Source organism: Sphingobium sp. AP49, from assembly GCF_000281715.2.
In the GTDB taxonomy this organism is placed as follows: Bacteria; Pseudomonadota; Alphaproteobacteria; order Sphingomonadales; family Sphingomonadaceae; genus Sphingobium.
Genome location: NZ_CP124576.1, coordinates 1,172,496 through 1,197,383, shown reverse-complemented (window position 1 = coordinate 1,197,383; position 24,888 = coordinate 1,172,496). Strand labels below are relative to the sequence as shown.

24 protein-coding genes are annotated in these 24,888 nt (G+C 65.4%); 12 read left to right on the top strand and 12 right to left on the bottom strand.

Going from position 1 to position 24,888, the window contains the following annotated elements; all coding sequences use genetic code 11:
- The first annotated feature begins 98 nt into the window (after positions 1 to 98).
- The 6 genes from PMI04_RS05815 (at position 99) to PMI04_RS05790 (ending at position 8,187) form a co-directional block, all read left to right on the top strand.
- Positions 99 to 1,901: an IlvD/Edd family dehydratase gene (locus tag PMI04_RS05815; RefSeq protein WP_007713204.1), complete on the top strand. Its 1,803-nt coding sequence runs from the start codon at positions 99 to 101 to the stop codon at positions 1,899 to 1,901.
- Positions 1,902 to 2,058: 157 nt separating this feature from the next.
- Positions 2,059 to 3,636 carry an aldehyde dehydrogenase (NADP(+)) gene (locus PMI04_RS05810; protein WP_007713207.1) on the top strand — a complete coding sequence of 526 codons (1,578 nt, stop codon included), beginning with the start codon at positions 2,059 to 2,061 and terminating at the stop codon, positions 3,634 to 3,636.
- A complete protein-coding gene (gene araD1, locus PMI04_RS05805; RefSeq protein WP_007713208.1) occupies positions 3,633 to 4,613 on the top strand; it encodes an AraD1 family protein in 981 nt (326 codons plus the stop codon). The genes PMI04_RS05810 and araD1 overlap by 4 nt, the downstream gene beginning before the upstream one ends.
- Positions 4,610 to 5,533, top strand: a complete 924-nt coding sequence (locus tag PMI04_RS05800) for a Gfo/Idh/MocA family oxidoreductase (protein ID WP_007713210.1) — start codon at positions 4,610 to 4,612, stop codon at positions 5,531 to 5,533. The genes araD1 and PMI04_RS05800 overlap by 4 nt, the downstream gene beginning before the upstream one ends.
- A 16-nt stretch (positions 5,534 to 5,549) precedes the next feature.
- A complete protein-coding gene (locus PMI04_RS05795) occupies positions 5,550 to 6,302 on the top strand; it encodes an FCD domain-containing protein (protein ID WP_007713213.1) in 753 nt (250 codons plus the stop codon).
- 58 nt (positions 6,303 to 6,360) lie between these two features.
- Entirely contained in the window at positions 6,361 to 8,187 is a 1,827-nt protein-coding gene (locus PMI04_RS05790; protein WP_007713216.1) for a DUF885 domain-containing protein, read from the top strand.
- A gap of 6 nt (positions 8,188 to 8,193) precedes the next feature.
- On the opposite strand, the gene PMI04_RS05785 is transcribed toward PMI04_RS05790, so the two are convergent.
- Genes PMI04_RS05785 through PMI04_RS05775 form a run of 3 tightly spaced genes read right to left on the bottom strand, consistent with a single transcriptional unit; the run spans position 8,194 to position 11,543 of the window.
- A complete protein-coding gene (locus PMI04_RS05785) occupies positions 8,194 to 8,658 on the bottom strand; it encodes a hypothetical protein (protein WP_007713218.1) in 465 nt (154 codons plus the stop codon).
- 31 nt (positions 8,659 to 8,689) lie between these two features.
- Complete coding sequence (locus PMI04_RS05780; RefSeq protein WP_007713220.1) at positions 8,690 to 9,454, bottom strand: energy transducer TonB; 765 nt, start codon at positions 9,452 to 9,454, stop codon at positions 8,690 to 8,692.
- Positions 9,455 to 9,458: 4 nt separating this feature from the next.
- A complete protein-coding gene (locus tag PMI04_RS05775; protein WP_007713222.1) occupies positions 9,459 to 11,543 on the bottom strand; it encodes a TonB-dependent receptor in 2,085 nt (694 codons plus the stop codon).
- A gap of 133 nt (positions 11,544 to 11,676) precedes the next feature.
- Here PMI04_RS05775 and PMI04_RS05770 point away from each other — a divergent pair, with 133 nt between their 5' ends.
- Complete coding sequence (locus PMI04_RS05770; RefSeq protein WP_037486986.1) at positions 11,677 to 12,483, top strand: DUF4198 domain-containing protein; 807 nt, start codon at positions 11,677 to 11,679, stop codon at positions 12,481 to 12,483.
- A 17-nt stretch (positions 12,484 to 12,500) separates the two neighbouring features.
- Positions 12,501 to 12,992, top strand: a complete 492-nt coding sequence (locus tag PMI04_RS05765) for a hypothetical protein (RefSeq protein WP_007713226.1) — start codon at positions 12,501 to 12,503, stop codon at positions 12,990 to 12,992.
- 228 nt (positions 12,993 to 13,220) lie between these two features.
- Here the strand turns inward: PMI04_RS05765 and PMI04_RS05760 are convergent, their stop codons facing one another.
- A complete protein-coding gene (locus PMI04_RS05760; RefSeq protein ID WP_007713228.1) occupies positions 13,221 to 13,499 on the bottom strand; it encodes a DUF2218 domain-containing protein in 279 nt (92 codons plus the stop codon).
- Between the two features lie 4 nt (positions 13,500 to 13,503).
- Entirely contained in the window at positions 13,504 to 14,187 is a 684-nt protein-coding gene (locus tag PMI04_RS05755; RefSeq protein WP_202947613.1) for a PadR family transcriptional regulator, read from the bottom strand.
- Positions 14,188 to 14,485: 298 nt separating this feature from the next.
- Between PMI04_RS05755 and PMI04_RS05750 the strand changes: the two genes are divergently transcribed.
- Positions 14,486 to 16,669: a TonB-dependent receptor gene (locus PMI04_RS05750; RefSeq protein ID WP_007713232.1), complete on the top strand. Its 2,184-nt coding sequence runs from the start codon at positions 14,486 to 14,488 to the stop codon at positions 16,667 to 16,669.
- Positions 16,670 to 16,833: 164 nt separating this feature from the next.
- On the opposite strand, the gene PMI04_RS05745 is transcribed toward PMI04_RS05750, so the two are convergent.
- From PMI04_RS05745 to PMI04_RS05725, 5 genes are all read right to left on the bottom strand, one after another.
- Positions 16,834 to 18,075, bottom strand: a complete 1,242-nt coding sequence (locus PMI04_RS05745; RefSeq protein ID WP_007713234.1) for a threonine synthase — start codon at positions 18,073 to 18,075, stop codon at positions 16,834 to 16,836.
- An 89-nt stretch (positions 18,076 to 18,164) separates the two neighbouring features.
- Entirely contained in the window at positions 18,165 to 18,737 is a 573-nt protein-coding gene (locus tag PMI04_RS05740; protein ID WP_007713236.1) for a nucleotide exchange factor GrpE, read from the bottom strand.
- The gene (hrcA, locus tag PMI04_RS05735) at positions 18,734 to 19,777 is read right to left on the bottom strand and encodes a heat-inducible transcriptional repressor HrcA (RefSeq protein WP_007713237.1); all 1,044 of its coding nucleotides are present in this window, start codon (positions 19,775 to 19,777) and stop codon (positions 18,734 to 18,736) included. Before hrcA ends, PMI04_RS05740 begins: the two co-directional genes overlap by 4 nt.
- A 60-nt stretch (positions 19,778 to 19,837) precedes the next feature.
- Positions 19,838 to 20,269, bottom strand: coding sequence for a GFA family protein (locus PMI04_RS05730; protein WP_007713240.1), 432 nt, complete (start codon positions 20,267 to 20,269; stop codon positions 19,838 to 19,840).
- Between the two features lie 71 nt (positions 20,270 to 20,340).
- Positions 20,341 to 21,324, bottom strand: a complete 984-nt coding sequence (locus PMI04_RS05725; protein WP_007713242.1) for an aldo/keto reductase — start codon at positions 21,322 to 21,324, stop codon at positions 20,341 to 20,343.
- A gap of 76 nt (positions 21,325 to 21,400) precedes the next feature.
- On the opposite strand from PMI04_RS05725, the gene PMI04_RS05720 reads away from it, so the two are divergent.
- Positions 21,401 to 21,796 (top strand): MerR family transcriptional regulator, encoded by a 396-nt coding sequence (locus tag PMI04_RS05720; RefSeq protein WP_037487005.1) that lies wholly within the window; start codon positions 21,401 to 21,403, stop codon positions 21,794 to 21,796.
- 309 nt (positions 21,797 to 22,105) lie between these two features.
- Here PMI04_RS05720 and PMI04_RS05715 read toward each other — a convergent pair whose 3' ends face one another.
- Complete coding sequence (locus PMI04_RS05715) at positions 22,106 to 22,642, bottom strand: DUF6438 domain-containing protein (protein ID WP_007713246.1); 537 nt, start codon at positions 22,640 to 22,642, stop codon at positions 22,106 to 22,108.
- Between the two features lie 221 nt (positions 22,643 to 22,863).
- Between PMI04_RS05715 and rph the strand changes: the two genes are divergently transcribed.
- On the top strand, positions 22,864 to 23,580 hold the full coding sequence (gene rph, locus PMI04_RS05710) for a ribonuclease PH (RefSeq protein WP_004210935.1): 717 nt from the start codon (positions 22,864 to 22,866) through the stop codon (positions 23,578 to 23,580).
- A 124-nt stretch (positions 23,581 to 23,704) separates the two neighbouring features.
- On the top strand, positions 23,705 to 24,334 hold the full coding sequence (gene rdgB / locus PMI04_RS05705; protein ID WP_007713264.1) for an RdgB/HAM1 family non-canonical purine NTP pyrophosphatase: 630 nt from the start codon (positions 23,705 to 23,707) through the stop codon (positions 24,332 to 24,334).
- On the opposite strand, the gene PMI04_RS05700 is transcribed toward rdgB, so the two are convergent.
- Entirely contained in the window at positions 24,331 to 24,777 is a 447-nt protein-coding gene (locus tag PMI04_RS05700; RefSeq protein ID WP_007713266.1) for a hypothetical protein, read from the bottom strand. The two genes, rdgB and PMI04_RS05700, sit on opposite strands and share 4 nt — an antisense overlap.
- Positions 24,778 to 24,888 lie beyond the last annotated feature (111 nt).

Below are 24,888 nucleotides of genomic sequence, written 5' to 3'. Positions count from 1 at the left end.
TCCTTCTCTATGCGTCCTTGAATTTCTATTTGTCTGAGTATATCGGAGAGACAAGCGCGTCAACGTGCCAAGCCTTTTCAAAGTGTCAGGATGCCCACATGAGCGATTCGTCCAAGCCTACTCCCAAGCTGCGTAGCCGCGCCTGGTTCGACAACCCAGACAATATCGACATGACCTCGCTCTATCTGGAGCGCTACCTGAACTTCGGCCTCAGCCTTGAGGAACTGCGCAGCGGCAAGCCAATCATCGGCATCGCCCAGACCGGCAGCGACCTGTCGCCCTGCAACCGCCATCACCTCGTGCTCGCCGAGCGCATGCGCGAAGGCATTCGCGAAATGGGCGGCATCGCGCTGGAATTCCCGGTCCACCCGATCCAGGAAACCGGCAAACGCCCGACCGCCGGCCTTGACCGCAACCTCGCCTATCTGGGCCTGGTCGAAGCCATGTATGGCTATCCGCTCGACGGCGTGATCCTGACCAGCGGCTGCGACAAGACCACCCCGGCGCTGCTGATGGCCGCCGCCACCGTCAACATCCCCGCCATCGCTTTGTCGGTCGGCCCGATGCTCAATGGCTGGCACAAGGGTGAGCGCACCGGTTCGGGCACGATCGTGTGGCATGGCCGCCAGCTGCTGGCCGCCGGCAAGATCGACGATGAAGGCTTCATCAAGCTGGTCGCCTCGTCGGCTCCCTCGACCGGCTTCTGCAACACCATGGGCACCGCCAGCACCATGAACGCCCTCGCCGAAGCGCTGGGCATGATGCTGCCGGGCAGCGCGGCGATCCCCGCCCCCTATCGCGACCGTCAGGAAGCCGCCTATCGCACCGGCAAGCGCATCGTCGAAATGGTGCATGAGGACTTGAAGCCCTCCGACATCATGACGCTCGACGCCTTCCACAACGCCATCGTCGCCAACTCGGCGATCGGCGGTTCGACCAACGCGCCGATCCACCTGGCCGCCATCGCCCGCCACATGGGCGTCGACCTGCCGCTCAAGGATTGGGAAACCGTCGGTCACAAGGTGCCGCTGCTGGTCAACATGCAGCCGGCCGGCGAATATCTGGGCGAGGATTATTACCGCGCCGGCGGCCTGCCCGCCGTCATCAGCCAGTTGATCGACCAGGGCCTGATCAAGGAAGGCGCGATGACGGTCAATGGCAAGACCATGGGCGAGAATTGCAAGGGCGTGGAGATCGAGGATGAAAAGGTCATCCGTCCGTTCAACCAGCCGCTGAAGGACGAAGCGGGCTTCCTGGTGCTGACCGGCAACCTGTTCGACGAAGCGGTCATGAAGACCAGCGTCATCAGCGAAGAATTCCGCATGCGCTATCTGTCGAACCCCGACGATCCGGAAGCCTTCGAAGGCCCGGCGGTCGTGTTCGACGGTCCGGAAGATTATCACCACCGCATCGACGATCCGTCGGTCGGCATCACCGCCGACACTTTGCTGTTCATGCGCGGCGCTGGCCCGATCGGCTATCCGGGTGCGGCCGAGGTCGTGAACATGCGTCCGCCGGCCTATCTCATCACCGAAGGCGTGTCCGCACTGCCCTGCATCGGCGATGGCCGTCAGTCGGGCACCTCGGGCAGCCCGTCGATCCTCAACGCTTCGCCCGAAGCGGCGGCGATGGGTGGCCTCGCCCTGCTGGAAACCGGCGACCGCGTCCGCATGGACCTGAAGGCCGGCGTGGTGAACGTGCTGATTTCCGACGAGGAACTGGAAGCACGCCGCGCCAAGCTGGTCGCCGAAGGCGGGTTCAAATATCCCGCCTCGCAGACGCCGTGGCAGGAAATCCAGCGGTCGGTCGTCGGCCAGATGAACACCGGCGCGATCCTGGAAGGCGCGGAGAAATATCAGCGCATCGCCCAGACCATGGGCCTGCCGCGCGACAACCACTGATTTGGCATTGATCCGGTAAACGGCGCGTCATTCAAAGGAGGCAACAGGACGTAATTTCCGTGCAGCGATGCTCGAAATTGCGTCCCGTCCTCCCCATCTGATGGGCGCGCCGTTCCGGCAATATTACCCCCTTTCCACGACATTTCGGGAGATATCCATGTTCAACGGAGCCATTCTGGTCGGTGCTGCCGAGCGCACCGGTGGTGAGCCCTTCTTCGCGGTCGATCCGTCGACCGGCGCCAAGGGCGACGTCGCCTTCCACAACGCCTCGACCGCCGATGTCGCCGACGCCTGCGCGCTGGCCGACAGCGCGTTCGAGAGCTTCTCGACCCTATCTCCCGAAACCCGCGCGACCTTCCTGGAAGCCGTGGCCGACCAGATCATGGCAATCGGCGACCTGCTGATCACCACCGCCATGAGCGAAACCGGCCTGCCGCGTGGCCGCCTGGAGGGCGAGCGTGGCCGCACCGTCGGCCAGCTGCGCCTGTTCGCCGCCTATGTCCGTCAGGGCGACTGGCTCGACGCCACCATCGACAAGGCACTGCCGGAACGCACCCCGCTGCCGCGCAGCGACCTGCGCCGCGTCAACCAGTCGGTCGGCCCGGTCGCCGTGTTCGGCGCCTCCAACTTCCCGCTCGCCTTCTCGGTCGCGGGCGGTGACACCGCATCGGCCTTCGCCGCCGGCAGCCCGGTCGTCGTGAAGGGCCACCCGGCCCACCCCGGCACCGGCGAACTGGTCGCCCGCGCCATCGCCGCCGCGGTCAAGGCCAGCGGCCTGCATGAAGGCGTCTTCTCCTACCTGCCCGGCACCACCAATGATCTGGGCGGCGCGCTGGTCGCCGATCCGCGTATCAAGGCGGTCGGCTTCACCGGTTCGCGCGGCGGCGGCATTGCGCTGATGAAGATTGCCGCCAACCGCGACGAGCCGATCCCGGTCTATTCGGAAATGTCGTCGATCAACCCGGTCGTGCTGCTGCCGGGCGCGCTCGCGGCCCGCGCCGAAGCACTGGGCACCGCCTTCGTCGGTTCGCTGAGCCTGTTCGCCGGCCAGTTCTGCACCAATCCCGGCATGGTGATCGCGCTCGACAGCCCCGATCTCGACCGCTTCGTGGTCTCGGCGGCGACCGCCCTGTCGGCCAACCAGCCCCATGTCATGCTGACGCCGGGCATCCACGCCGCCTATGAAAAGGGCGTCGAGGCACTGGCCGGCGCGGAAGGCGTCACCACCGTTGCGCGCGGCGCGCAGGCCGAAGGCGTGAACCTGGCCCAGTCGGCCCTGTTCGCCACCAGCGGCGAACAGTTCCGCACCAACCCGGCGCTGTCGCATGAAGTGTTCGGTTCCTCGTCGATCCTGGTGAAGTGCGCCACGATCGAGGAAGTGATCGCCACCGTCGCCCAGATGGAGGGTCAGCTGACCGCCACGCTGCAGATGGACGAAAGCGACAATGACAATGCCGCCAAGCTGCTGCCGACGCTGTCCCGCAAGGTCGGCCGCGTGCTCGCCAATGGCTGGCCGACCGGCGTCGAAGTGACCCATGCCATGGTCCATGGCGGTCCCTTCCCGTCGACCTCGGACGGCCGCAGCACCTCGGTCGGCACGCTGGCCATGATGCGCTTCCTGCGTCCGGTCTGCTATCAGGACGTCGTCGACGCCGTGCTGCCGCCGGCGCTGCAGGCGGCCAACCCCTGGAAGCTGAACCGCCGCATGGAAGGCAAGCTGGAGCTGGCGCAGTGACCGTGATTTCGCTGGTTCAGTTCAACGAGGGTGGCGCGCGCGGCGTCGCCGCCCTCGACCAGACCGGCGCGGCGAAGCGGGTGACGGGCGCAAGCTCCACCCGCCAGCTGGCGCTGGACGCGATCGCGGCGGGCCAGGGCCTGGCCGCCTTTGCGGAAGGCAAGCTGGGCGACGTCGTGGACCTGTCCGCCGTCACCCTGCTCTCGCCGATCGACCATGAGGATGCGGCGCATCTGCTGGTCGCCGGCACCGGGCTGACCCATCTCGGCTCGGCCGAAGGCCGCGACAAGATGCACAAGGCCGCCACCTCGGGCGACCTCACCGACTCCATGCGCATGTTCCTGATGGGCGTCGAGGGCGGCAAGCCCGCCGATGATGGCATCGGTGCGCAGCCCGAATGGTTCTACAAGGGCGACGGCCAGATCCTGGTCGATCCGGGCCAGGACTTCACCATGCCGGCCTTTGCCGAGGATGGTGGCGAGGAACCCGAAGTCGCCGGCATCTATCTGATCGACGCCGACGGCACGCCGGTGCGTCTGGGCTTTGCGATCGGCAATGAATTTTCCGATCACATCACCGAACGCGGCAATTATCTGTGGCTCGCCCACTCCAAGCTGCGCCAGGCCTCGCTCGGCCCGGAACTGCTGTTGGGCGACCTGCCGCAGGATCTGCGCGGCACCAGCCGCATCGTCCGCAATGGCGCGACCGTCTGGGAAAAGCCGTTCCTGTCGGGTGAGACCAACATGTCGCACACGATCGCGAACCTGGAACATCATCATTTCAAATATGGTCTGTTCCGCCGCCCCGGCGACATTCATGTCCATTTCTTCGGCACCGCCACCCTCTCCTTCTCCGATGGTTTCGCCACGCAGGAAGGCGATGTGTTCGAGGTCGAGGCCAAGCCCTTCACCCTGCCGGTCCGCAATGGCCTCACGCGCGCAGCGGACGAGGGCAAGACCAAGGTAAAGGCGCTATGAGCATCAAGGCCGGCCTCGTAGGCCTGGGCAAGATTGCCCGCGACCAGCATCTGCCCGCGATCGCCAAGATCGACGGCATCGATCTGGTCGCCGTCGCCAGCCGCAACGCGCAGGGCGAAGGGGTGAACAATTATCCCGATCTCGGCGCGATGCTGGCGGGCGAGCCCGACATGGACGCCGTCATCCTGTGCCAGCCGCCGCAGGTCCGCTATCAGGCGGCCCGTCAGGCGATCCTGGCCGGCAAGCATGTCTTCCTGGAAAAGCCGCCGGGCGCGACCGTGTCGGAAGTGGATGCGCTGATCGCGCTAGCCAGGGCCAAGGGCGTCACCCTCTATGCCAGCTGGCACAGCCGCTATGCCGCCGCCGTGGCCCAGGCCAAGGAGTGGATGGCGTCGCGCACGGTCGAGCGCATCTCGATCCAGTGGCGCGAGGATGTCCGCCACTGGCATCCGGGCCAGCCCTGGATCTGGGAAGCGGGCGGCTTTGGCGTGTTCGATCCGGGCATCAACGCCCTGTCGATCCTGACCGAAATCGTCGCCGAGCCGATCACCCTGCTGTCGGCCGAACTGGAAGTGCCGACCAACAAGCAGGCACCGATCGGTGCGACGCTGGCGATGGCGACCGCTTCGGGCGCGCCGATCGACACCGTGTTCGACTGGCGCCAGACCGGCCCCCAGACCTGGGACATCGCGGTCGAAACCAGCAATGGCAAGCTGCTGCTGTCCGAAGGCGGCAACACGCTGACCCTGGACGGCGAAGTCCAGTTGAAGGCGCCGGACGAGGAATATCCGACCATGTATCGGCGCTTCGTCGGGCTGGTGGCGGACAAGGCGATCGACGCCGACACCGCGCCGCTGCGCCTGGTGGCCGATGCCTTCCTTTGCGGGCGGCATTGCCCTACGGCAGCCTTTGAGGACTAAATTCAACGGAGGTAGAATGGGGAGCGAGCGCAAGGACGGACCGGAACGCAAGTTCACGACGGACGAAGGCTCGCTCCGCATTCACCAGGCGATCGCCCGCGACATGGGCACCGCCATCCTGACCGGCAAGCACAAGCCCGGCGACCTGTTCGAGGGCGAGATCGAGGCGTCGGAACGCCTTGGCGTATCGCGCACCGCCTATCGCGAGGCGATCCGCATCCTGATCGCCAAGGGCATGCTGGAAAGCCGCCCCAAGGCCGGTACTCGCGTCCTGCCGCGCGCGCGCTGGAACGTGCTCGACCCCGAAATGCTCGCCTGGATGTTCGCTGGCGAGCCTGACGCCCATTTCATCCGCGACCTGTTCGAGCTGCGCGGCGTGATCGAGCCGGCCGCCGCCGAATTTGCCGCGCGCCGTCGCACCGACGAACAGCTGGCGACGATGGACGCGGCGCTCGCGGAGATGGAACGCTATGGCCTGTCCACGCCCGAAGGGCGCGCCGCCGACCAGCGTTTCCACAACGCGATCCTGGCCGCGACCCATAATGACGCGCTGGAGGCGCTGGCCAGTTCGGTCGGCGCGGCGGTGAGCTGGACCACCACCTTCAAGCATCGCAAGAAGCTGTTGCCGCGCGATCCCCTGCCCGATCATCAGGCGGTGCATCGCGCGATCGCCGCCCGCGATACGGCGGCCGCGCGCAACGCCATGGCCGAACTGCTGCGCCTCGCCCTTGCCGACATGGATATCGCGCTCGCCGAACCGGGCGCTTGACTTGCGCGACGAGGGCGGGTCTCTCCCTTCCCCATCTTCTCCCGCGACAGGAATTGCCATGACCGTCCGTATCTCGCTCGCGCTCCTGCTTGCCCTTGGCGCTTCGGCCCCGATCCTGGCCCAGGCGCCTACCGCTGCGCCCGCCTCGGCAACCGCACAGGAAGATAAGGCGCTGCTCACCTTCCTTGATCAGGCGTTCGACCAGCAGCTCGCGCTCAGCCCGGAATCGATGACCAGCCTTGGCCTCAAGACCGACTATGGCAAGCTGGACGATTATAGCGAACGGGCCGACGCCCGCAGCCTGGCGCTACAGGAACAGCAGCTGGCCGAACTGCATCGCCGCTTCTCGCCCGAACGGCTCGGCCCCTCGGCGCGCCTCAGCTATCGCCTGTTCGAGGCGCAGGTGGCGACGTCGAAGCAGCAGGCGCCCTTCGCCAAATATGCCTTCCCCGTGTCCACCAATGGCAGCCCGGCCGGCAATATCCCGGTCTTCCTGATCAACGAGCATCGCGTCGACAGCGTCGCGGATGCCCAGGCCTATATCGCCCGTCTGCGCGACAGCGAGCGGGTGATGAACGAGGTCGCGACCAAGATGCGCGACCAGGCGGCGCAGGGCATCGTCCCGCCCAGGATGGTGTTCGCCCCCGCGCGTGCCGACGCCAAGAAAGTGATCAGCGGCGCCCCCTTCGATCAGGGGCCGGACTCCACCCTGTTCGCCGACTTCAAGAAGAAGGTCGGCGCGCTCAAGGCGTCGGATGCGGAAAAGGCCAAGCTGATCGCGGACGCACAGGCGGCGCTGACCGGCCCCTTCGCCAAGGGCTTCCAGACCCTGTTCGCTACGCTCGATGCGATCGAGCCAAAGGCCAAGGGCAATGACGGCGCCTGGAGCCTGCCGGGCGGCGAGGCCTATTATAACGCCCGCCTCGCCTTCTACACCACCACCAGCCTCAACGCCGACCAGATCCACCAGATCGGCCTGGATCAGGTCAAGGCGATCCGGGCGGAGATGGAGGCGGTGAAGGCGCGGATCGGCTTTGCCGGACCGCTGACCGATTTCTTCCAGGCGCTGCGCACCGATCCCAAGTTCAAATATCCCAATGATGCCGCCGGCCGCGAAGCCTATCTGGCGGAAGCCCGCGCCGCGATCGCCCAGACCATGGACGCCGCCCCGCGCTTCTTCCGCGCCCTGCCCAAGGCGAAGCTCGAGGTCCGCGCGGTCGAGGCCTGGCGCCAGGAAACCGCCTCCGTCGCCTTCTACAACCAGCCCGCGCCCGACGGATCGCGCCCCGGCATCTTCTACGTCAATCTCGCCGACATGAATCAGGTGCAGAAGCCCCAGGTCGCGGCGATCGCCCATCATGAAGGCGCGCCGGGCCATCATTTCCAGATCGCCCGCGCGCAGGAACTGCCCGACCTGCCCAAATTCCGCCGCTTCGGCTATTATGGCGCCTATACCGAGGGCTGGGGCCTCTATAGCGAGCGCCTGGCCAAGGAAATGGGCGCCTATCAGGATCCCTATTCGGAATTCGGCATGCTCTCGCTGCAGATGTGGCGCGCGATCCGCCTGGTCACCGACACCGGCCTGCATGCCAAGCGCTGGACGCGCGAACAGGCGATCCAGTATTTCCGCGACAATGCGCCCCTGTCGGAACGCGACATCGTCAAGGAAGTCGATCGCTACATCAACAATCCGGGCCAGGCGACCAGCTACATGATCGGCCAGATCCGCATCGCCCAGCTGCGCAAGGACGCCGAACAGGCGCTCGGCCCCAAGTTCGACATTCGCGACTTCCACGAAGTGGTGCTGGCCAATGGCGCCCTGCCGCTCGACGTGCTGGGCGAACAGGTCCAGGCCTATATCGCGGCCACCAAGGCCAAGGGCTGAACCGCCCTACCCACCCGGCTTGTCCCGCCAGCAGGGGGCAAGCCGGGTGAAGGCATCATCGACCCAGCGCGCCAGCGGCGTATGGACGTTGGAACTGATCCTGATCCGCCCCATCGCATCGGCCGTCGGCGCGGACAGGAAATAGCCAGTCCCATCCATTACGATCGAGAGGGACTCGCCGGGAATGCCATAGGGCTGGATCGCCGGCGGCGTCAGGTCACGCATGCCATGGATCACCGCCGTCACCACCGGGCAATCTCGGCTGTCGGCCCAGCGCACCACCACCTGCCCCTCGCCATCGGTCCGGCTGAAGCGCAATCGATAGGGAAATTCGCTGCTGCGCCGATCCGGATCGGTGGCAATCTCCACCTTCTCCTCGACATGACTCAGCGCCCCGGCGCGGCCGAACTCGGCCCAGCTATACGGCAATCCCTGATCGGCAGCCGCTAGGGCCAGGACAATGGACAACATCGGGATCTCCTATTCTTGTCCAGCGCTTTTTTCACACCGGCAGCACGAACTCCACCGGCGCGGTGAATTCGATGCGCTCGCCCGACACATCAGCCGGGGCCTTGGGAAAGGGTGAGGCGCGCTGCAGCATGGCGGCGGCTTCCTCGTCGAGCGCGGCGCAGCCCGAACTGCCGATCACCCGCCCCTCGATCAGCACGCCGGCCCGATCGATCACGAAGCGGACCTTCACCACCCCTTCCTCATGCCGCATCTTGGCGCGGCGCGGATAGATTTTATGGGCATAGAGCCAGGAGCGGACCCGCGCGGCATAGGCCCGGCTGTTGCCGGCCGGGGCGTTGGCGTCCAGCCCGTCGGCGACACCGCGCCGGGCAGGCGGCGCGCCAGCATTCGCGGCCATCGTCGCCGCCCTGGCCGGGGCCTGGGAAGGCGGCGCAGCGGGCGCGGCCTGGACGGAAGGAGCAACCGGTGCCGCCGAGACCGGCTGCGACAATGCGGAGGGGATCGCCACCATCGGCGGCGGCACCGGTTGCGGCGGACTGACGGGCGTGGGCGGCAGTGCCTCAGTCGGCACCGGAGCCTCGGGCTGCGGCGTCGCTTCCGCCGCCTCCGACTGCTCTGCTCCCTGTTCCACGCCCTTGAGCGCCGCCAGTGACATCACCGTCAGCGATGGCCCGTCGTCTTGGCGCGGCGCGCGGTTCATGCCCAGCCCCAGCAGCGCGGCGATCAACAGGGCGTTGATCGCCAGCGAGGCTGCTGCCGGCCCGCCGTTGCGAAGCGGTGAGCGCGCGCCGCCCATGGCGTCAGAAGGTGCTGGCCACGGTGAAGCGGAAATTCTGCCCCTCCGCGTCCAGCGCCGAGAGGTGACGGCGATATTGCTTGTCGAAGATATTATCGAGCGCGATGCGGAACTCGAAGCCCTTGGCTGCGCCGCTCTGCGGCTTGAAGGCGAAGAACAGATTGTGGACGGTATAGCCCGGCGTCGCCAGACCCGATCCGGCCGAGGCAAAGGCGCCCGGCGTCACTTTGTCCTGCTTCTCGGCAAATTCGCCGGTCCAGCCGCCCGAAATGCCGCTGTTCACGCCATTATAGCCCAGCGTCAGCCGATAGTCGTTCGCCGGAATGGTGTTGAGATATTCGCCGGTCAGCCGGTTCTTGCCATCGATGAAGGAGGCATTGCCGCGCGCATAGAAGCCGCCCAGGCCATATTCGGCCTCCAGCTCGATCCCCTTGAAGCGTGACTTGTTGATATTCTGGAAATAGGGCGTGCCCGCCGCCGCCGCGACGTTGACGATCAGGTCCTTCACATCATTCTGGAACAAGGTCGTCTTGGCACGGAAGCGGTCGCCCTTGCCCAGCGCATCGTCGAACGACAAAGTGAAGCCGACTTCATAATTGTCGGATTCCTCGGGCTTCAGATCGGGATTGTTCGGCCGGGTCGCGCTGCGGGTGAAGACCTCGTCGATATTGGGCATGCGCACGGTGTGGGCGATCGATCCGAACAGGCCGAACCAGGGCGTGACATTATAGAGCGCCGCCAGCTTGGGCGACACGCCGCTGTCCTTCACATGATCGGTCAGGGTGGTGCCGCCGACCACCGTGTCACCGGGCTTGAGGTCAGTCCAGTCGACGCGCACGCCCGGCATGATGGTCAGCTTGTCGGACCAGACGATCTCGAGCTGGCCGAACAGGCCATAGCGGTCCATGTCGCCTTCGGGATGGGTGCCCGCGCCGGGCGTCACCGTGCCGTTGGTCGCGACGCGCGGATTGCGGCGCTCCTGCGTGCTCCACTGGCCACCCAGGATCAGGAAGGTCGTCCAGTCGCCGCCCATGGCGAACTCGCTGGTATTCTGGACCTTTGCCTGCCAGCTCTCATAGGAAAAGTCGGAATAGGCGAGCGGGCCAAGGAAGGTCGTCTCGGTCTGGTGGACCTTGGACAGCGAATAGGCGACCTGCGCCTCGACATTGAAGAATTTGCTGCCGTTGAAATCGTTGACATAGCCGACGACGCCGGTCTTGTCGTGAACCCGCCTGCGCATCAGCGAATTGCCGGTGGCAGCCGAAATCTGGTCATAGACCTGCGGCGCGTCGCTGATCCAGTCCTGGTAGGACGCCCAGATCGCGTGGTTCTTGTTGCCGCCGATCGCAACCCGGCCCTTGACCAGCCAGCTGTCGGATTCGGTTGCCGACGCCGGCACCACATCGCCGTCACCATTGCGATAATTGTCGGTGCGGCGGTAATTATAACTGCCCAGCAACTCGACGCCGTCGACCGGCTCGGTCGCGACGATCCCCGACAGCGTATGGCCCGACGCATTGGTCTCGGTCGCCCCCTTCAGCCGCACCGCCAGCCGGTCGCCATCGCTCAGGAAGTCGGACGCATCCTTGGTGGTGAAATTGATCACGCCCGCCAGCGCGCCGGCGCCATAGAGGGTGGAGGATGCCGGGCCGCGCAGCACCTCGACACGCTTGTAGAGTTCGGGTTCGCTGAAGAAGGCGCCCATGCGATATTGTTCGTAGAATTTGGTGACGCCATCGACCGTCATCAGGATGCGATTGTCGCTGTCACCGATCGCCGTGCCCATGCCGCGAATGTTGAAGCCCTGCCCCAGCTGGCTGACGCCGCCCTGGACGTTGACGCCCGGCATCCCTTCCAGCAGGTCGCCGATCGTCGTCGCCTGGACCTGGTCGATATCCTCCTGGTCCATCGCGGTGACCGCCTGCGGCGTGTCGAGCGCGACCTTCTCCACGCCGGCGGAGATGATGAGGCGGTCGAGCGCGAACTGCGAATTGGCCGACGCCGCTTCTTCCTGCGCTTGCGCGATCGCCGGCAACGGCAGCACCAGCATCGCGGTGCCAAGGAGAAGCAGAGTCTTGGACTTGGTCATGAAAATTGCCCCCGTGTCGTTGTTGCGGCGCGTCAGGCGCCGGGTTGGCCGCTCTCTACTCGGTTAAATTGCTATTGCAAGTGATTCTCAGTATATATTATAGAGAGGCGTAACGAAACCAAGGGGAACCCCATTGTCCAGATATCGTCGCCCGGCGAACGCCCTGTTCGCCGCCATCACGCCTATGCTCCTGCTCGCTGGCACCACCGCCGCGCAGGCGCATATGCCTTATGTGCTGCCCACCTTGTTCGACGCGGGGAAAGCCGACCATGTCACCGTGGAATCGGCCTTCGCAGAAGACGCCTTCGTCCCGGAAGTCGCGATGCGCGATGCCCCCTTCCACCTGGTCGCGCCCGACGGCAGCCAGGCGGCGACCGGCCAGGTCACCTATCTGCGCGACCTGTCGATCTTCGAGGCCGATCTGAAAACGGACGGCACCTATCGCATCACCACCGGCCAGCGTGCCGGGCGCAAGGGCAAGATGTTCCGCGTCGGCGATGCCTGGCAGATGCGCGGCGAAGGCGGCGATCCCAAACCCGGCACGCAGGAGGTCGAGGTGCAGAGCATGACCCTGGCCGACGCCTATGTGACCCGTGGCCAGGCGACGCAGGCCGCGCTCAAGCCGGTCGGCGCGGGGTTGGAAATCCAGCCGGTCACCCATCCCAACGCGATCGTGTCGGGTAGCGACGCCAGCTTCGTGCTGCTGTTCGACGGCAAGCCCCTGGCCGCCACGCAGGTCACCCTGTTCCGCAGCGCCGGCGTCCATGACGGCCGCAAGGTCGCGACCGAGACGAAGAGCGACGCACAGGGGCGTTTCAGCCTGAAGCCAGAGGATGCCGGCACCTATCTGATCCTGGTCCGCCATCGCGGCGCCGCGCCGGCCGGGTCCGAAACCCCTTATCGCAGCTATACCTACACCCTGGCGTTCGACGCCGCCTGATATCCCGGAGACACGCCATGAAGACCCGTTCCATCCTGATCGCCGCGATCGTTGCCGCTGCCGGCACGCCCGCTTTTGCTGCCCCGCATGAAGGCGGCGCCTTCGTCCACGACTATGACAGCGACCATGACGGCCAGGTGACCCGCGCCGAATTCGACGCCGTGCGCGGCACCCGGTTCAAGGCGACCGATGCCAATGGCGACGGCTGGGTGTCGGAGGAGGAATATGTCGGCGAATATGCCGCCCGCCTCGAAAAGCAATTGGCCGAAAGCACGCTCAGCGAAGACAAGAAGGCCGAAGAACGCCAGCGCCAGATCCGCCAGGCCCATGTCCGCTTCGGCGTGCTCGACAAGGACAAGGACGGCAAGATGGCGCAGGCCGAATATGACGCCTCTGGCGCGCGTGCCTTTGCCGAGCAGGATGCCGACAAGGACGGCATCGTCACCGCCGCCGACGTTCAGGCCACCGCCGCCCGCATGGCCGCCATGCGCGCCAAGACCGACAGCTGACACGAAGAAGGACCGGGGTTGCCGGTCCTCATGGCGCTTACCAGGGAAGGGGCCGGGCCGTGCAGACCCGGCCCCTTTCGCGTGTCAGAGACTGTTTGAGAAAGCCGGTACCAGCCCGCTCCCCCGCCCAACCACCCGATCCAGTGTCATCCTGTCGGGCGGTTGGGCGGGGGAGCGGGCTGGTACCGCGCTGAAAAATCGCTCTTTCGCGATTTTTCAAACAGGCTCTCAGGCCCAGGTGAAGGGCAAGGGCGCCTCGCGGAAGGCAAAGCGGTCGAGATGGTCGGCGACCACCTGCTTGAACTTTTCGACATCGGCGTCCGCATTGGGCTCCAGCACGACCGTCAGCGCCGCGTCATCGGCGCTCAGGTGGATCGGCCCCATCGGAAAGGCGATCTCGCCCCTGTCCGCGTCGAAGCTGGTTTCGAACTTGTGACTCCAATGCTTGCAGAGCTGCTGCAGGTAACGGCTGCCATGGGTGGTCGGCACGGTGGCGGTCAGCGTCATGGGGTCAGAGCCTTTCGATCTTGCTGGCGGCCTCGTCGATCAGGGCCGCGACGTCGAACATGGTTTGGGAATCGGCCCCTTCCTTTTCAAGCCGATGCTGGATCGCCACCCGCATATTCTGCAGCGCGCGGCGCACCGGCGCAGCATCGTTGCGCTGCGCCTTGCGGGCCAGATGCGCCAGCTTCTCCATCACCTCGGTGACGCCGGCCTCATGCTCGGCCAGATGGGCGGTGCCCGCGTCGGTGATGGCGAACAGCTTGCGGCTACCTTCGCCGGGCTGTTCGGCGATCAGGTCCATGTCGGCCAGCAGGGTCAGGGTCGGATAGACGACGCCAGGGCTGGGCGCATAGACTGAGCCGGACAGCGTCTCGATCTCGCGGATCAGGTCATAGCCATGGCGCGGCGCATCGGCGATCAGCTTGAGCAGGATGAGCTTCAGCGCATCATTGCCGAACAGCCGACGGCGTCCGCCGCCACGCCCGCCCCGGCCACCGCCGAAAGGACCATCGCCAAAGCCGTCCTCACCGAATGGACCGCCCGGGCCACCTGCCCGACCACCGCCGAAACCGCGTCCGAAACCCTCGGGACCAAAGCCGCCGGGCCCGAAGAAGCGGCCATGGCCGTGTCCCCCGCGATGGCCCAGGCCCCGCAAATCGGCACGGCGCGGGTCGAAACCGCGATCGGCCATGGCGTCATCCATGTGCCGGCCCGGCCGGCAGCCCCGGCGGCCTGCGCCGCGATCGGAATGGGGAAAATTCATAATTTCTCTTTCAAAATGCTTCATGATGTATTGTGATATATCTTAAAAATCACTGGCGTCAAGATTTACGATATATCTTTTTGTATCTTTATGAGCCTCTGCTGCCGGTCGATGCAATGGCGCCACAGCCATCCGCGCGTTCGCATCGCATCGACCGCAAACAACTTGTTATTGCAACCGATTGTCGTTAGCAGCCCAGCGCAACATAATCTGGGGGATTTGCGCCATGGTGCATCATATCGAATTTCGGCGTTCGGCAATCGCGCTGGCGGCGCTGACCATCGCCCTCGCATCGCCCGCCATGGCGCAGCAGGACGACGCCGATACCAAGGGCGCCGAATCGATCGTCGTCACCGCCGCCCGCACCATCTTGCCGCCCAATGCGCTGCCGCTGACCATCGACCTGATCGACAAGCAAGCGCTGGACCAGCAGATCGCCATTTCCGGCTCGGTGACCGACGCGGTCTCCACCCTCACCCCCAGCTTCTCGCCGACGCGCGGCAAGCTGTCGGGCGCGGGTGAGACGCTGCGCGGCCGTTCGCCGCTCTACGCCATCAACGGCATCCCGCAATCGACCCCGCTGCGCGACGGCAGCCGCGACGGCTTCACCATAGACGGCTTCTTCATCGATCGGGTCGAACTCATCTATGGCTCCAACGCCTTTCAGGGGATTGGCGGCACCGGCGGCATCGTCAACCAGGTAACGGTCGGCGCACCGAAGGAGGAAGGCATCAGCGGCCGGGTGCTGCTCCAGGGATCGGCCAGCGACGATTTCGACGGCGACGGTTTCGGCGGCAAGGCGGCCGGGCTGGTCCAATATAAGGCGGGCGATTTCGACGCCACGGTCGGCGCCTCCTATGAAAAGCGCGGCGCCTTCTACGACGCGCGCAACCGCCGCATCGGCATCAACCTGACCCAGGGCGAAACCCAGGCGTCGCAGGCGACCGATATCTTCGCCCGGCTGGGCTATGCCGTCGGCGATACCGGCCGGCTCGACCTGATCCTCAACCGCTATGAGTTGAAGGGCGATGGCGATTATGTCCCGCTCGCCGGCAGCCGCGCCAACGGCCTCCCCACCACAGCGGTCAAGGGCGACGCGCCCGGCACGCCCGGGTCGAACCGGACCGAAAGCGCGTCCCTCTCCTATACCGACAGCGATGTGGCCGGCGGCAACCTGGTCACCCAGCTTTTCTTCAACCGCAGCCGCGACATTTTCGGCGGCGAATTTGCCGCGATCGCGACCTTCCAGGATCCCAGCATCGCGCCGGTCGGCACCCTGTTCGACCAGTCGCAGAACCGATCGCGCAAGATCGGCGGCAAGATCAGCTATGAACGCGCCCTGCCCGGTTTCGAGGCACTGACCACCACGCTCGGCCTGGACGTCCTGTTCGACAAGACGGAACAGCGGCTGATGGTCACCGGCCGCATTTGGGTACCGCCCAGCGACTTCCGCTCCATCGCCCCCTTCGCCCAGGCCAATCTCAAGATCGCGGACGGGCTGGTCCGCGTCGCCGGCGGCGTGCGCTGGGAAAATGTGCAGGTGAAGATCGACGATTTCCACACCCTCGCCTCCACCACCGCGCCCAATTATGGCGGCGTCGACGTGGACGGTGGCAAGCCCAAATTCTCCGACGCGCTGCTGAACGGCGGCCTCATCTTCGAGCCGCTTGAGGGCATTCGTGCCTATGCCAGCTATGCCGAGGGCTTCACCATGCCCGATGTCGGCCGCGTCACCCGGTCGATCGGCGTCGCGGGCGTCGACCTCGACGATTATCTCGACATCAGCCCGATCGTCTCCAACAACCGCGAAATCGGGCTGGAGGTGAAGCGCGGCCCGATCGACGCCAGCGCCACCTATTTCTGGTCGTCCAGCGACAAGGGCCAGATCCTGATCGCGCAGGGTGACGGCATCTTCACCGTGCAGCGCCAGCGGGTCGAGATCGAGGGACTGGAAATCAACCTCGGCGTACAGACGCCGCTGCCGGGGCTCAAGCTGTCCACCGGCTATGCCCATCTCAAGGGCCGCTATGACAGCGACAGCGCCAATCCCGACGGGATCGTCGATACCGATCTGGACGGCACCAATATCTCGCCCGATCGCCTGAACGTCGCCGCCGACTATCGCCATGGCGCCATCTCGGCGCGGCTGCAGACCCAATATTATCTGTCGCGCAATTTCCATGGTAAGGCGAAGCCGGATCCGCGCAACAATTTCGGCGGCTATGCGGTCACCGACGCCTATCTCCGCTACGACACCCCGTCACTGGGCGGCGTCTATCTCAGCGTCCAGAATCTGTTCGATAAATTCTACATCGACTATAATAGCGATACGCGCCTGCCCAACGACAATCTGGCCTATTTCGCCGGTCGCGGGCGGCTCTTCACCCTGGGCTGGGATTATCGATTCTAGAGCGGGATGACTCCACACTGAATCGTCATTGCGAGCGCAGCGAAGCAATCCACTGACGCGCCCATGGATTGCTTCGCTGCGCTCGCAATGACGGCGTGGATCAACCCAATCCCATCTCACTCTAACGGCGAATGGGCGGGTTCTGGCCCGCCCATTCCGTGCCTTTACAGGCTCGCAAAATCGATCGGTGCGTGCCGGTCGAGCGCGCGGCTCTGATCCTCCAGCGGATATTTGAGGCCGCTGGCGCAGTTGAACAGCACCGCCCGCTCGTCGCGGCCGATCAGCCCCTCGTCCAAGGCGCGTTGATAGGCCGCCAGTGTCGCCCCGCCCTCGGGACAGAGCAGCAGCCCGTCGTCGCGCGCCACGTCGCGCACCGCCGCCGCGATCGCCGCGTCCGACACCGCCAGCGCCGCGCCGCCACTTTCCCGCACCGCGCGCAGGATCAGGAAGTCGCCCACAGCCTTGGGCACGCGAATGCCCATGGCGATGGTCTGGGCATCCTCCCAGCGTTCGGCAAATTCCACGCCCTGCTCGAACGCGCGAACCATCGGCGCACAACCCTCCGCCTGTACCGCGAACATCTTGGGCCGCTTCGACCCGATGAAGCCGATCTTCTCCAGCTCGTCGAACGCCTTCCACATGCCGATCAGGCCGGTGCCGCCGCCGGTGGGGTAGAAGATCGCGTCGGGCAATTCCCAGCCGAGCTGTTCGGCCAGTTCCAGCCCCATCGTCTTCTTGCCCTCGATCCGATAGGGCTCCTTGAGCGTCGAGAAATCGAACCAGCCGCGTTCCTTGACGCCCTGGCCGACGATCGCGCCGCAATCGTCGATATAGCCGTTGACGCGATAGACCCGCGCGCCCTGCGCCGCGATCTCGCGCACATTCACTTCGGGCGTGTCGGCCGGGCAGAAGATCACCGATTCCATGCCCGCGACCGCCGCATAGGCGGCCAGCGCCGCGCCGGCATTGCCGTTGGTCGGCATCGCCACCTGGGTCACGCCCAGTTCCTTGGCCATGGAAACCGCCATCACCAGCCCGCGCGCCTTGAACGAGGCCGTCGGCAACCGCCCCTCATCCTTGGCGAGCAGATGCGCCCCGCCCAGCCGCTTGGCCGTGCGCGACAGCGGGATCAGCGGCGTCGCATTTTCGCCCAGGCTCACGATGTTGCTGGTCTGCCGCACCGGCAGCAATTCACGCCAGCGCCACAGGTCCATCGGCCGGCTGCTAAGCGCTTCCTTGGTCAGCGTCGCCCGCACGCCGTCCAGATCATAGCGCACCAAGAGCGGCTTGCCCGCCGCCGACAGCCCATGCAGCCGATCCGCCTCGTATCGCTCGCCGGTCAGCGAACATTCGAGATGGGTGACAAAGGTCGGACGGTCGGTGGTGAGGTTCTGGTCGTGCAGCAAAAGGGCCTCCGTTCGGGCAAGGGTGCAATAGGTCAGAGGCCCCGTCGGGGGGACCCTGACCGATCCAGCCCGAACGGGGCGGATATTTGTCAGTCCGGCGTCTTCGCCACGCCGACCATGGCCGCGCGCAGCAGTCGGTCCTTGATCATATAGCCGGGCTGCATTTCCACCAGGATGGTCCCCGGCGCGACATCGGCCGACGGGGTCTCCATCATCGCCTGATGCTTGTTCGGGTCGAGCGGTTGGCCGACCGACTCGATCTTGCTGATGCTGTTGCGGCCGAACACCGATTCCAGCTCGCGGCCGGTGGCTTCCAGGCCTGTCACCAGCGCCTTGAACTTGTCGTCCGCGCGCACATCAGCGCTGAGCTGATCGATGGTGGCCAGCGCCCGGCTCAGATTGTCGGCCACCGACAGCATGTCGCGGGCAAAGTTGGTCGCGGCATAGGCGCGCGTGTCGGCCAGCTCCTTCTCCAGCCGCCGACGCACATTCTGCGTGTCGGCATGGGCGTAGAGCACGTCCTGCTTGGCCGTTGCCAGCTCGGCTTCCAGCGCGGCAATACGCTCTGCATGTGCGTTCTCAGGGGCGTCCACGGGGGTCTCCTCCTCGGGCAGCTGGTCCACGGTTTCGGTATTTTCGATAGTCTGCTTGTCTTCGCTCATCTCATCAATCTCGACAGCGTCTGTGCGGTGAAATCCACCATGGGGATCACCCGGGCATAGTTCAAGCGCGTGGGGCCGATCACGCCGACGACGCCGACGACCCGGCCGTCCCCGCCGCGGTAGGGGGCGGCTATGACCGATGAACCCGAAAGGGAAAAGAGCTTGTTTTCCGAACCGATGAAGATTTTGGTCGCGCTGCCCGCCAGCGCGCTCTCCAGCAGGCGCGAAATCTCCTGCTTGCCCTCCAGCTGCTCCAGCAATTGCCGCACCCGGTCGAGGTCGGCGGCGGTGCCATCGTCGATCAGATGCGCCTGCCCCCGTACGATCAGCACGGGCCTGTCATCGGCGTCATGGCTCCAGATCGCGATGCCGCGCGTCACCAGTTCGCGCGCCGCGCCGTCCAGCACGCTGCGTTCCGCCTCCATCTCGCGCGCCAGTTGATCGCCCGCCTGGCGCAAGGTCAGCCCGCCAAAGCGCGCCGACATGAAATTGGCCGCCTCGTTCAGCATCGATGGCGTCACCCCGCGTGGCAGGTCGAGCACCCGATTCTCGATCGACCCGTCCTGCCCGACCAGCACGGCCAGCGCTTGCCGGTCGTTCAGCGGCACGAAGCCGAACTGGCGCAGCACCGGCTCGCGCCGGGGCACCATGACGATGCCGGCACAGGCGGACAGGCCCGACAGCGTCGCCGTCGCCGCCGACAGCGCCTCCTCGATCGGCCCGCCCTCGGCCAGCCCCGCCTCGATCGCGCGCATTTCCTCGGCCGACGGCTCGGCCGCCTGCATCATGCCGTCGACGAACAGCCGCAGCCCGGTCTCGGTCGGCATCCGCCCGGCCGAAGTGTGCGGCGCGGCGAGCAGCCCCAGCTCCTCCAGATCCTGCATCACATTGCGGATCGAGGCGGGCGAGAGGCTGATGCCCAACTTGGACAGGGTACGCGACCCCACCGGCAACCCGGTGCCAAGATAGCTGTCCACCACCATGCGAAACACGTCGCGCGCGCGGTCATTGAGTTCAGCGATGGAGGCAGTGGCGGCCATGGCGATGATGTAGGCGGCTTTGCCGCGTCGCTCAAGCGCGCCTCCGCCTCCTCTATGGATCTAGCGCAGCGCCGCAGCGAATTCTTCCGGACTGGGCGTCTGGGCAAATTGCGGCACACCGTCCAATTGCAGCCATTCCTGCTTGCGGCTGGTCCAGATGTGGACGGCCGGCACCAATTCCACGCTGCGGTCGAGCGTCCCGGCACGCAGCACGATCATGCCCGGCACGGCCGCATTGCGGTTGGCGATACGGGTCATGCAGGCCAGACAGCCAATATGAGTCGAGGCCATCGCCTCATTGGCATCGATCTGGAAATCCGTCGCATCACCGGTGACAGTCAGCAGCGCTTCGGGCAGCATGGCATGGAGGGCGAAGGCGCTCCCGCTCCAGGTCTGGCAGTCCCTGCAATGACAGGCATAGGTGAGCGGCATCGTATCCAGGTCGACCTGATAGGCGATCTTGCCGCAGCGGCAAGCTCCGGAAATAGGCATGAAATTCCTTCTCGTTTAATGGGTTGGCGGCAATAATGTGACTGTCCGCCATGGCAAGTGCCGCGGATCGTTCAAATCGCAATACCCTGCACCGCACCAGCGAGCGGCTCCAGAGCATCCATGGTCGATCGGCTAAGCCTGAGCGACAGGGCGGCCAGATTTTCCATCAGCCGTGTCCGCTTCCGCGTACCGGGAATTGGTATGATCTTCGCGCCCAGCATCTCCGCCCGGTTATAGAGCCAGGCCAGCGCCAATTGCGCCGGCGTTACCTCCAAGGCGCGGGCGATCCGCGCGATTTCGCCGACAAGCTGGCTGTTGGCCGCAAGATTGTCCGGGGCGAAGCGTGGAAAATATTGCCGCGCATCGTCCTCCTCCAGCGCAGCCGCAAAGGCCTGACCGGTCAACATGCCCCGTCCCAATGGCGAATAAGGGACCAGCGTCACACCCAATTGCTTGGCGGCGGGGACTATCTCGGTCTCGATGTCCCGCGTGAACAGCGACCATTCCGATTGCAGCGCGGCGATCGGATGGATCGCGTGGGCATCGCGCAATTCCGCCGCGCTGACAGCACACAGGCCAATCCAGCGCACCTTGCCCTCTTCAACCAGCCGGGCCATCGCACCGATCGATTCCGCCAGCGGAATGGCCGGATCGCGTCGATGCATATAGTAGAGGTCGATGACTTCCACGCCCAGGCGCCGCAAAGACTGTTCCACTGCGGCGCGAATGAAGGCGGGACGATTGTCGAGGCTCCAGTCGTCAGGATGCGCGGCGGTGCGCGCATAGCCAAATTTGGTCGCGACCATCGCGCGATCGCGATGCGCGCGAAAAAACGGCGCCAGAAAAGCCTCATTCGCGCCCAGCCCATACATATCGGCGGTATCGAACATGGTGACCCCCAGGTCGAGCGCCAGTTCCAGCGTAGCGCGCGCCTCCGTCTCGTCGGTGGCGCCGTAAAATTCACTCATGCCCATGCAGCCAAGACCTTGCGCGCCCACAAGCGGTCCGTCGGCGGTGAAGGGAAGAAGGGGAATGGGGGTAGCGCGGCTCGTCATTGCGACAGGTCTCCTATTTGCGACGAGCAGGCCCTATAAGTGTAGACCTTAGTCCATGGTCAAGGCCTTGAATGCGATGATGATCTCCCAATTCTCGAAAGCCACCGGCCTGTCAGCCGACACTATCCGATTCTACATTGCCAAGGGCCTGCTGACCCCTCAGCGCAGTGGCAAGGGTGGCTCCAATCCCTATCAACTATTTGGCCCGGATGATGTGACTGCAGCGCGGATGATCCGTTTGCAGCAATTTCTGGGCTATTCTCTGCGCGAAATCGCCGCGTTGAACGAGGAATATCTATCGGGCGCTGGCTCAGATGCGCGCACGGCCGAAGTCTTGCGTCAACAGATCGAGCGCCTGACGGAAAGGCGGTCGGCGATCGATAGCGCTCTGGAATTTCTGACCGGAAAGCTTGCCTGGATCGAAGCCGGCAAGCCGGGCGATGCTCCGCCATTGAAGGATTATATCTGCTGACGCAGCCTGTCGGAACGACTGTCCTTCCCTTTCCTACTCGCCGCGCTTCTGATCTACCCTTTGCGATGGAACAGGCCACTCCCACGCCCCGCTTAACACCCCCGCCCAACGCCCAAAACTGTCGCGTCGCTGTCGTTTCAGTGTCGCCTCACGGTCGCGTCAGAGGCGCGCGACTGTCGCGTCGGCGTGACCCGCGTGTCGCGCGCCTGTCGCTTCGCTGGCGCGTGGCGGGCGCAATCCGCCAAAATCGACGCAAATCACCCCTTGCGACACTGTGAACTTTCAACTGTCGCGTCGCGGGGCGCCGATTCAGCTTCCCGGCTTGAGCTTCAGCATCGGTTCGATGCCCAGCGTCTTGGGGATGGCGCCGATCGTCGTGCGCAGTTTCGCATAGCGATTGTCCATGCAGCCCGACTGGAAATCGAGCCGGGTCGGTTTCGCCCCCTTGCCCCCGCCCTTCCCGTCACCGCGCGTCCATTCGATCGTGTAGCTGGGCATGTCGGTGGCAAAGCGGGTGCAATTCTCGCCCTGGGCGATGCGCTTTGCCGTGCCGGTTGCCGGCTTCCACGGGGCCAGGCCGGTGCGCAGCTGGCGATATTGCGCGGCGCTGACGGTGAAGCGGGTCGGACCGGGGACGGAGGTGAAGCGCTCGGGCTCCAGCAGGCCCGAACCATCGGGCGTCACCGTGAGCGTATAGGCGGGACAGGCGCCAAAGCAGCGACCGGCGGTGAAGCGGATCGTGTCGCCGGCGGCCGTCGGCGGCTCCAGCTCCACCTTCTCCCGGTCCGTCACGCATCCCGCCAGCAGCATAAGCGCTACCGGCGCCATCATCATCGCTCTCTTCATGGCGCCCCTCTTATCGCAACTTTTGGCGCTTGGCACTGGCAACCCGCGCCGCCCGGCGCCGGACCTTGCTCGTTTCAGCCCAAAAGGGCTGAAGCGTGAAGCAAGGTCCACATAATATCTGCGTAGAGCCTGATTCACGCCCTCGGCGAACGCGCAAAGCGCTTCCCCCTCGGACGATCAGGCTCTATGCGCAGCCACCTGACCGCTTCGGAGAAAAATTTATGCGTCCTTCCGGCCGCGCGCCCGACCAGATGCGCGACATCACCATGGAACCCGGCTTCACCATCCATGCCGAGGGCTCGTGCCTCGTCAGCTTCGGTGACACCCGCGTCCTGTGCACCGCCTCGATCGAGGAAAAGGTGCCCCCCTTCCTGCGTGGCAAGGGATCGGGCTGGGTCACGGCCGAATATGGCATGCTGCCCCGCGCCACCCACACCCGCGGCAGCCGCGAGGCGGCCAAGGGCAAGCAGTCGGGCCGTACCCAGGAAATCCAGCGCCTGATCGGTCGCTCGCTGCGCACGGTCGTGGACCTCAAGAAGCTGGGCGAGCGCCAGATCGTGATCGACTGCGACGTGATCCAGGCCGATGGCGGCACCCGCACCGCCGCGATCTCGGGCAGCTGGGTGGCGCTGCGCATCGCCGTCGACAAGCTGCTCGCCTCCGGCGCGCTCAGCGAAGACCCGATCATCCAGAAGGTCGCGGCGATCAGCTGCGGCATCTATGAAGGCACGCCAGTGCTCGACCTCGACTATGCCGAGGACAGCAATGCCGAGACCGACGCCAACCTGATCCTGACCGGCGACGGCAAGTTCGCCGAAGTGCAGGCCACGGCTGAGGGTGCGGCGTATGACGAGGAAGAGCTGCTCCGTCTGCTCCGCCTCGCCCGCATCGGCTGCGCCAAGATCTTCGCCGCGCAGGATGTGGCGACGGGTCGCTGAGCCAATCCCGTCACCCCGGGCTTGACCCGGGGTCCCGCTTTCCCTTGACTGCGCGAAAGCCGACAAGAAAGCGGGATCCCGGCTCGGGGGCCGGGATGACCATATGGAATAAGGGTAGAGCCAGATGAGCGACGACTATGGACAGGAACAGGCGATCCGCAAGCTGAAGCCCGGCAAGCTGGTGATCGCCAGCCATAATGCCGGCAAGGTGCGGGAAATCGCCGCCCTGCTCGGCCCCTATGGGATCGAGCCGATCTCCGCCGCGTCGCTCGACCTGCCCGAGCCGGAGGAGACCGGCACCACCTTCATCGCCAACGCAGAGCTGAAGGCGATGCAGGCCGCCGACCTCTCCGGCCTGCCTGCGCTGGCCGACGATAGTGGCCTGTGCGTCGAGGCGCTCAACGGCGATCCGGGCCTCTTCTCCGCCCGCTGGGCCGGGCCGGACAAGGATTTTGGGCTCGCGATGCAGAAGGTCTGGGACGGGGTGCAGGCCAAGGGGCCGGACGCCGGCCATGGCGCCCATTTCATCTGTGCCCTCGCCCTCGCCTGGCCCGACGGCCATGTCGAGGCATTCGAGGGCCGGGTCGACGGCCTGCTGGTCTGGCCGCCGCGCGGGGCAAATGGCTTTGGCTATGACGCGATGTTCCAGCCCTTGGGCCACGCCATCAGCTTCGGCGAGATGGACCCGGACGCCAAGCACGCGATGAGCCACCGCGCCGACGCCTTCGCCCAGCTGGTGAAGGCGGTGCTCTAACGCTTGGCTGGCCAGGGCCGCGATTCCGCAGCCAGCCGGCGATTATGCGCAGCAATAAGACGGTTGAAATAGGCTTCGCTCTCCGCCCGGCTCAAGGCGGAGGCACGGCTGATATAATGGTCGATGATGAGCATGGGGCGCCGATCCTCGACGACCAGATGCCCCTCGACCTCCGCATGATAGGCCGAGACCTCAAAAGGCTTGGCGGTTCCCTGAAAGGGAATCCTGACGGACTGGCCGCACGCTTCATTGGCAAAATAACTGCTGCTACCAGCATCGGGCGGCGCGGACAGACTGATGATCGTCCCGCTCCAGCGGACCGACAGGCCCTGCCAGGATTGAAGGCCAGGCGGCATGCCGCACAGGCTTTTCGGCACATCAACGGTGCAGGCCCCGATCATCAGCGGCAAAAGCAGCGCCAGTCCGGCCAATCTTGGTCGCATCAATCCCCTATTCCTCGTCGCCGACCAGCACCGGCGCCGCATCCAACCGCCTCATGCCGAACATGTTGCCGACGGGATAGAAAGGGCAGACCAGATCGTCAAAGCGTTGCC

Bases quoted from the DNA above. Each gene is read 5' to 3' on its own strand.
- PMI04_RS05700 (WP_007713266.1), bottom strand. From the start codon at position 24,777: ATGCGACCAAGATTGGCCGGACTGGCGCTGCTTTTGCCGCTGATGATC.
- rdgB (WP_007713264.1), top strand. From the start codon at position 23,705: ATGAGCGACGACTATGGACAGGAACAGGCGATCCGCAAGCTGAAGCCC.
- PMI04_RS05760 (WP_007713228.1), bottom strand. From the start codon at position 13,499: ATGACGCTGACCGCCACCGTGCCGACCACCCATGGCAGCCGTTACCTG.
- PMI04_RS05810 (WP_007713207.1), top strand. From the start codon at position 2,059: ATGTTCAACGGAGCCATTCTGGTCGGTGCTGCCGAGCGCACCGGTGGT.
- PMI04_RS05720 (WP_037487005.1), top strand. From the start codon at position 21,401: ATGATGATCTCCCAATTCTCGAAAGCCACCGGCCTGTCAGCCGACACT.
- PMI04_RS05725 (WP_007713242.1), bottom strand. From the start codon at position 21,324: ATGACGAGCCGCGCTACCCCCATTCCCCTTCTTCCCTTCACCGCCGAC.
- PMI04_RS05740 (WP_007713236.1), bottom strand. From the start codon at position 18,737: ATGAGCGAAGACAAGCAGACTATCGAAAATACCGAAACCGTGGACCAG.
- PMI04_RS05775 (WP_007713222.1), bottom strand. From the start codon at position 11,543: ATGACCAAGTCCAAGACTCTGCTTCTCCTTGGCACCGCGATGCTGGTG.
- rph (WP_004210935.1), top strand. From the start codon at position 22,864: ATGCGTCCTTCCGGCCGCGCGCCCGACCAGATGCGCGACATCACCATG.
- PMI04_RS05730 (WP_007713240.1), bottom strand. From the start codon at position 20,269: ATGCCTATTTCCGGAGCTTGCCGCTGCGGCAAGATCGCCTATCAGGTC.
- PMI04_RS05765 (WP_007713226.1), top strand. From the start codon at position 12,501: ATGAAGACCCGTTCCATCCTGATCGCCGCGATCGTTGCCGCTGCCGGC.
- PMI04_RS05795 (WP_007713213.1), top strand. From the start codon at position 5,550: ATGGGGAGCGAGCGCAAGGACGGACCGGAACGCAAGTTCACGACGGAC.
- PMI04_RS05800 (WP_007713210.1), top strand. From the start codon at position 4,610: ATGAGCATCAAGGCCGGCCTCGTAGGCCTGGGCAAGATTGCCCGCGAC.
- PMI04_RS05780 (WP_007713220.1), bottom strand. From the start codon at position 9,454: ATGGGCGGCGCGCGCTCACCGCTTCGCAACGGCGGGCCGGCAGCAGCC.
- PMI04_RS05755 (WP_202947613.1), bottom strand. From the start codon at position 14,187: ATGGCCGATCGCGGTTTCGACCCGCGCCGTGCCGATTTGCGGGGCCTG.
- PMI04_RS05750 (WP_007713232.1), top strand. From the start codon at position 14,486: ATGGTGCATCATATCGAATTTCGGCGTTCGGCAATCGCGCTGGCGGCG.
- PMI04_RS05715 (WP_007713246.1), bottom strand. From the start codon at position 22,642: ATGAAGAGAGCGATGATGATGGCGCCGGTAGCGCTTATGCTGCTGGCG.
- PMI04_RS05785 (WP_007713218.1), bottom strand. From the start codon at position 8,658: ATGTTGTCCATTGTCCTGGCCCTAGCGGCTGCCGATCAGGGATTGCCG.
- PMI04_RS05815 (WP_007713204.1), top strand. From the start codon at position 99: ATGAGCGATTCGTCCAAGCCTACTCCCAAGCTGCGTAGCCGCGCCTGG.
- PMI04_RS05790 (WP_007713216.1), top strand. From the start codon at position 6,361: ATGACCGTCCGTATCTCGCTCGCGCTCCTGCTTGCCCTTGGCGCTTCG.
- hrcA (WP_007713237.1), bottom strand. From the start codon at position 19,777: ATGGCCGCCACTGCCTCCATCGCTGAACTCAATGACCGCGCGCGCGAC.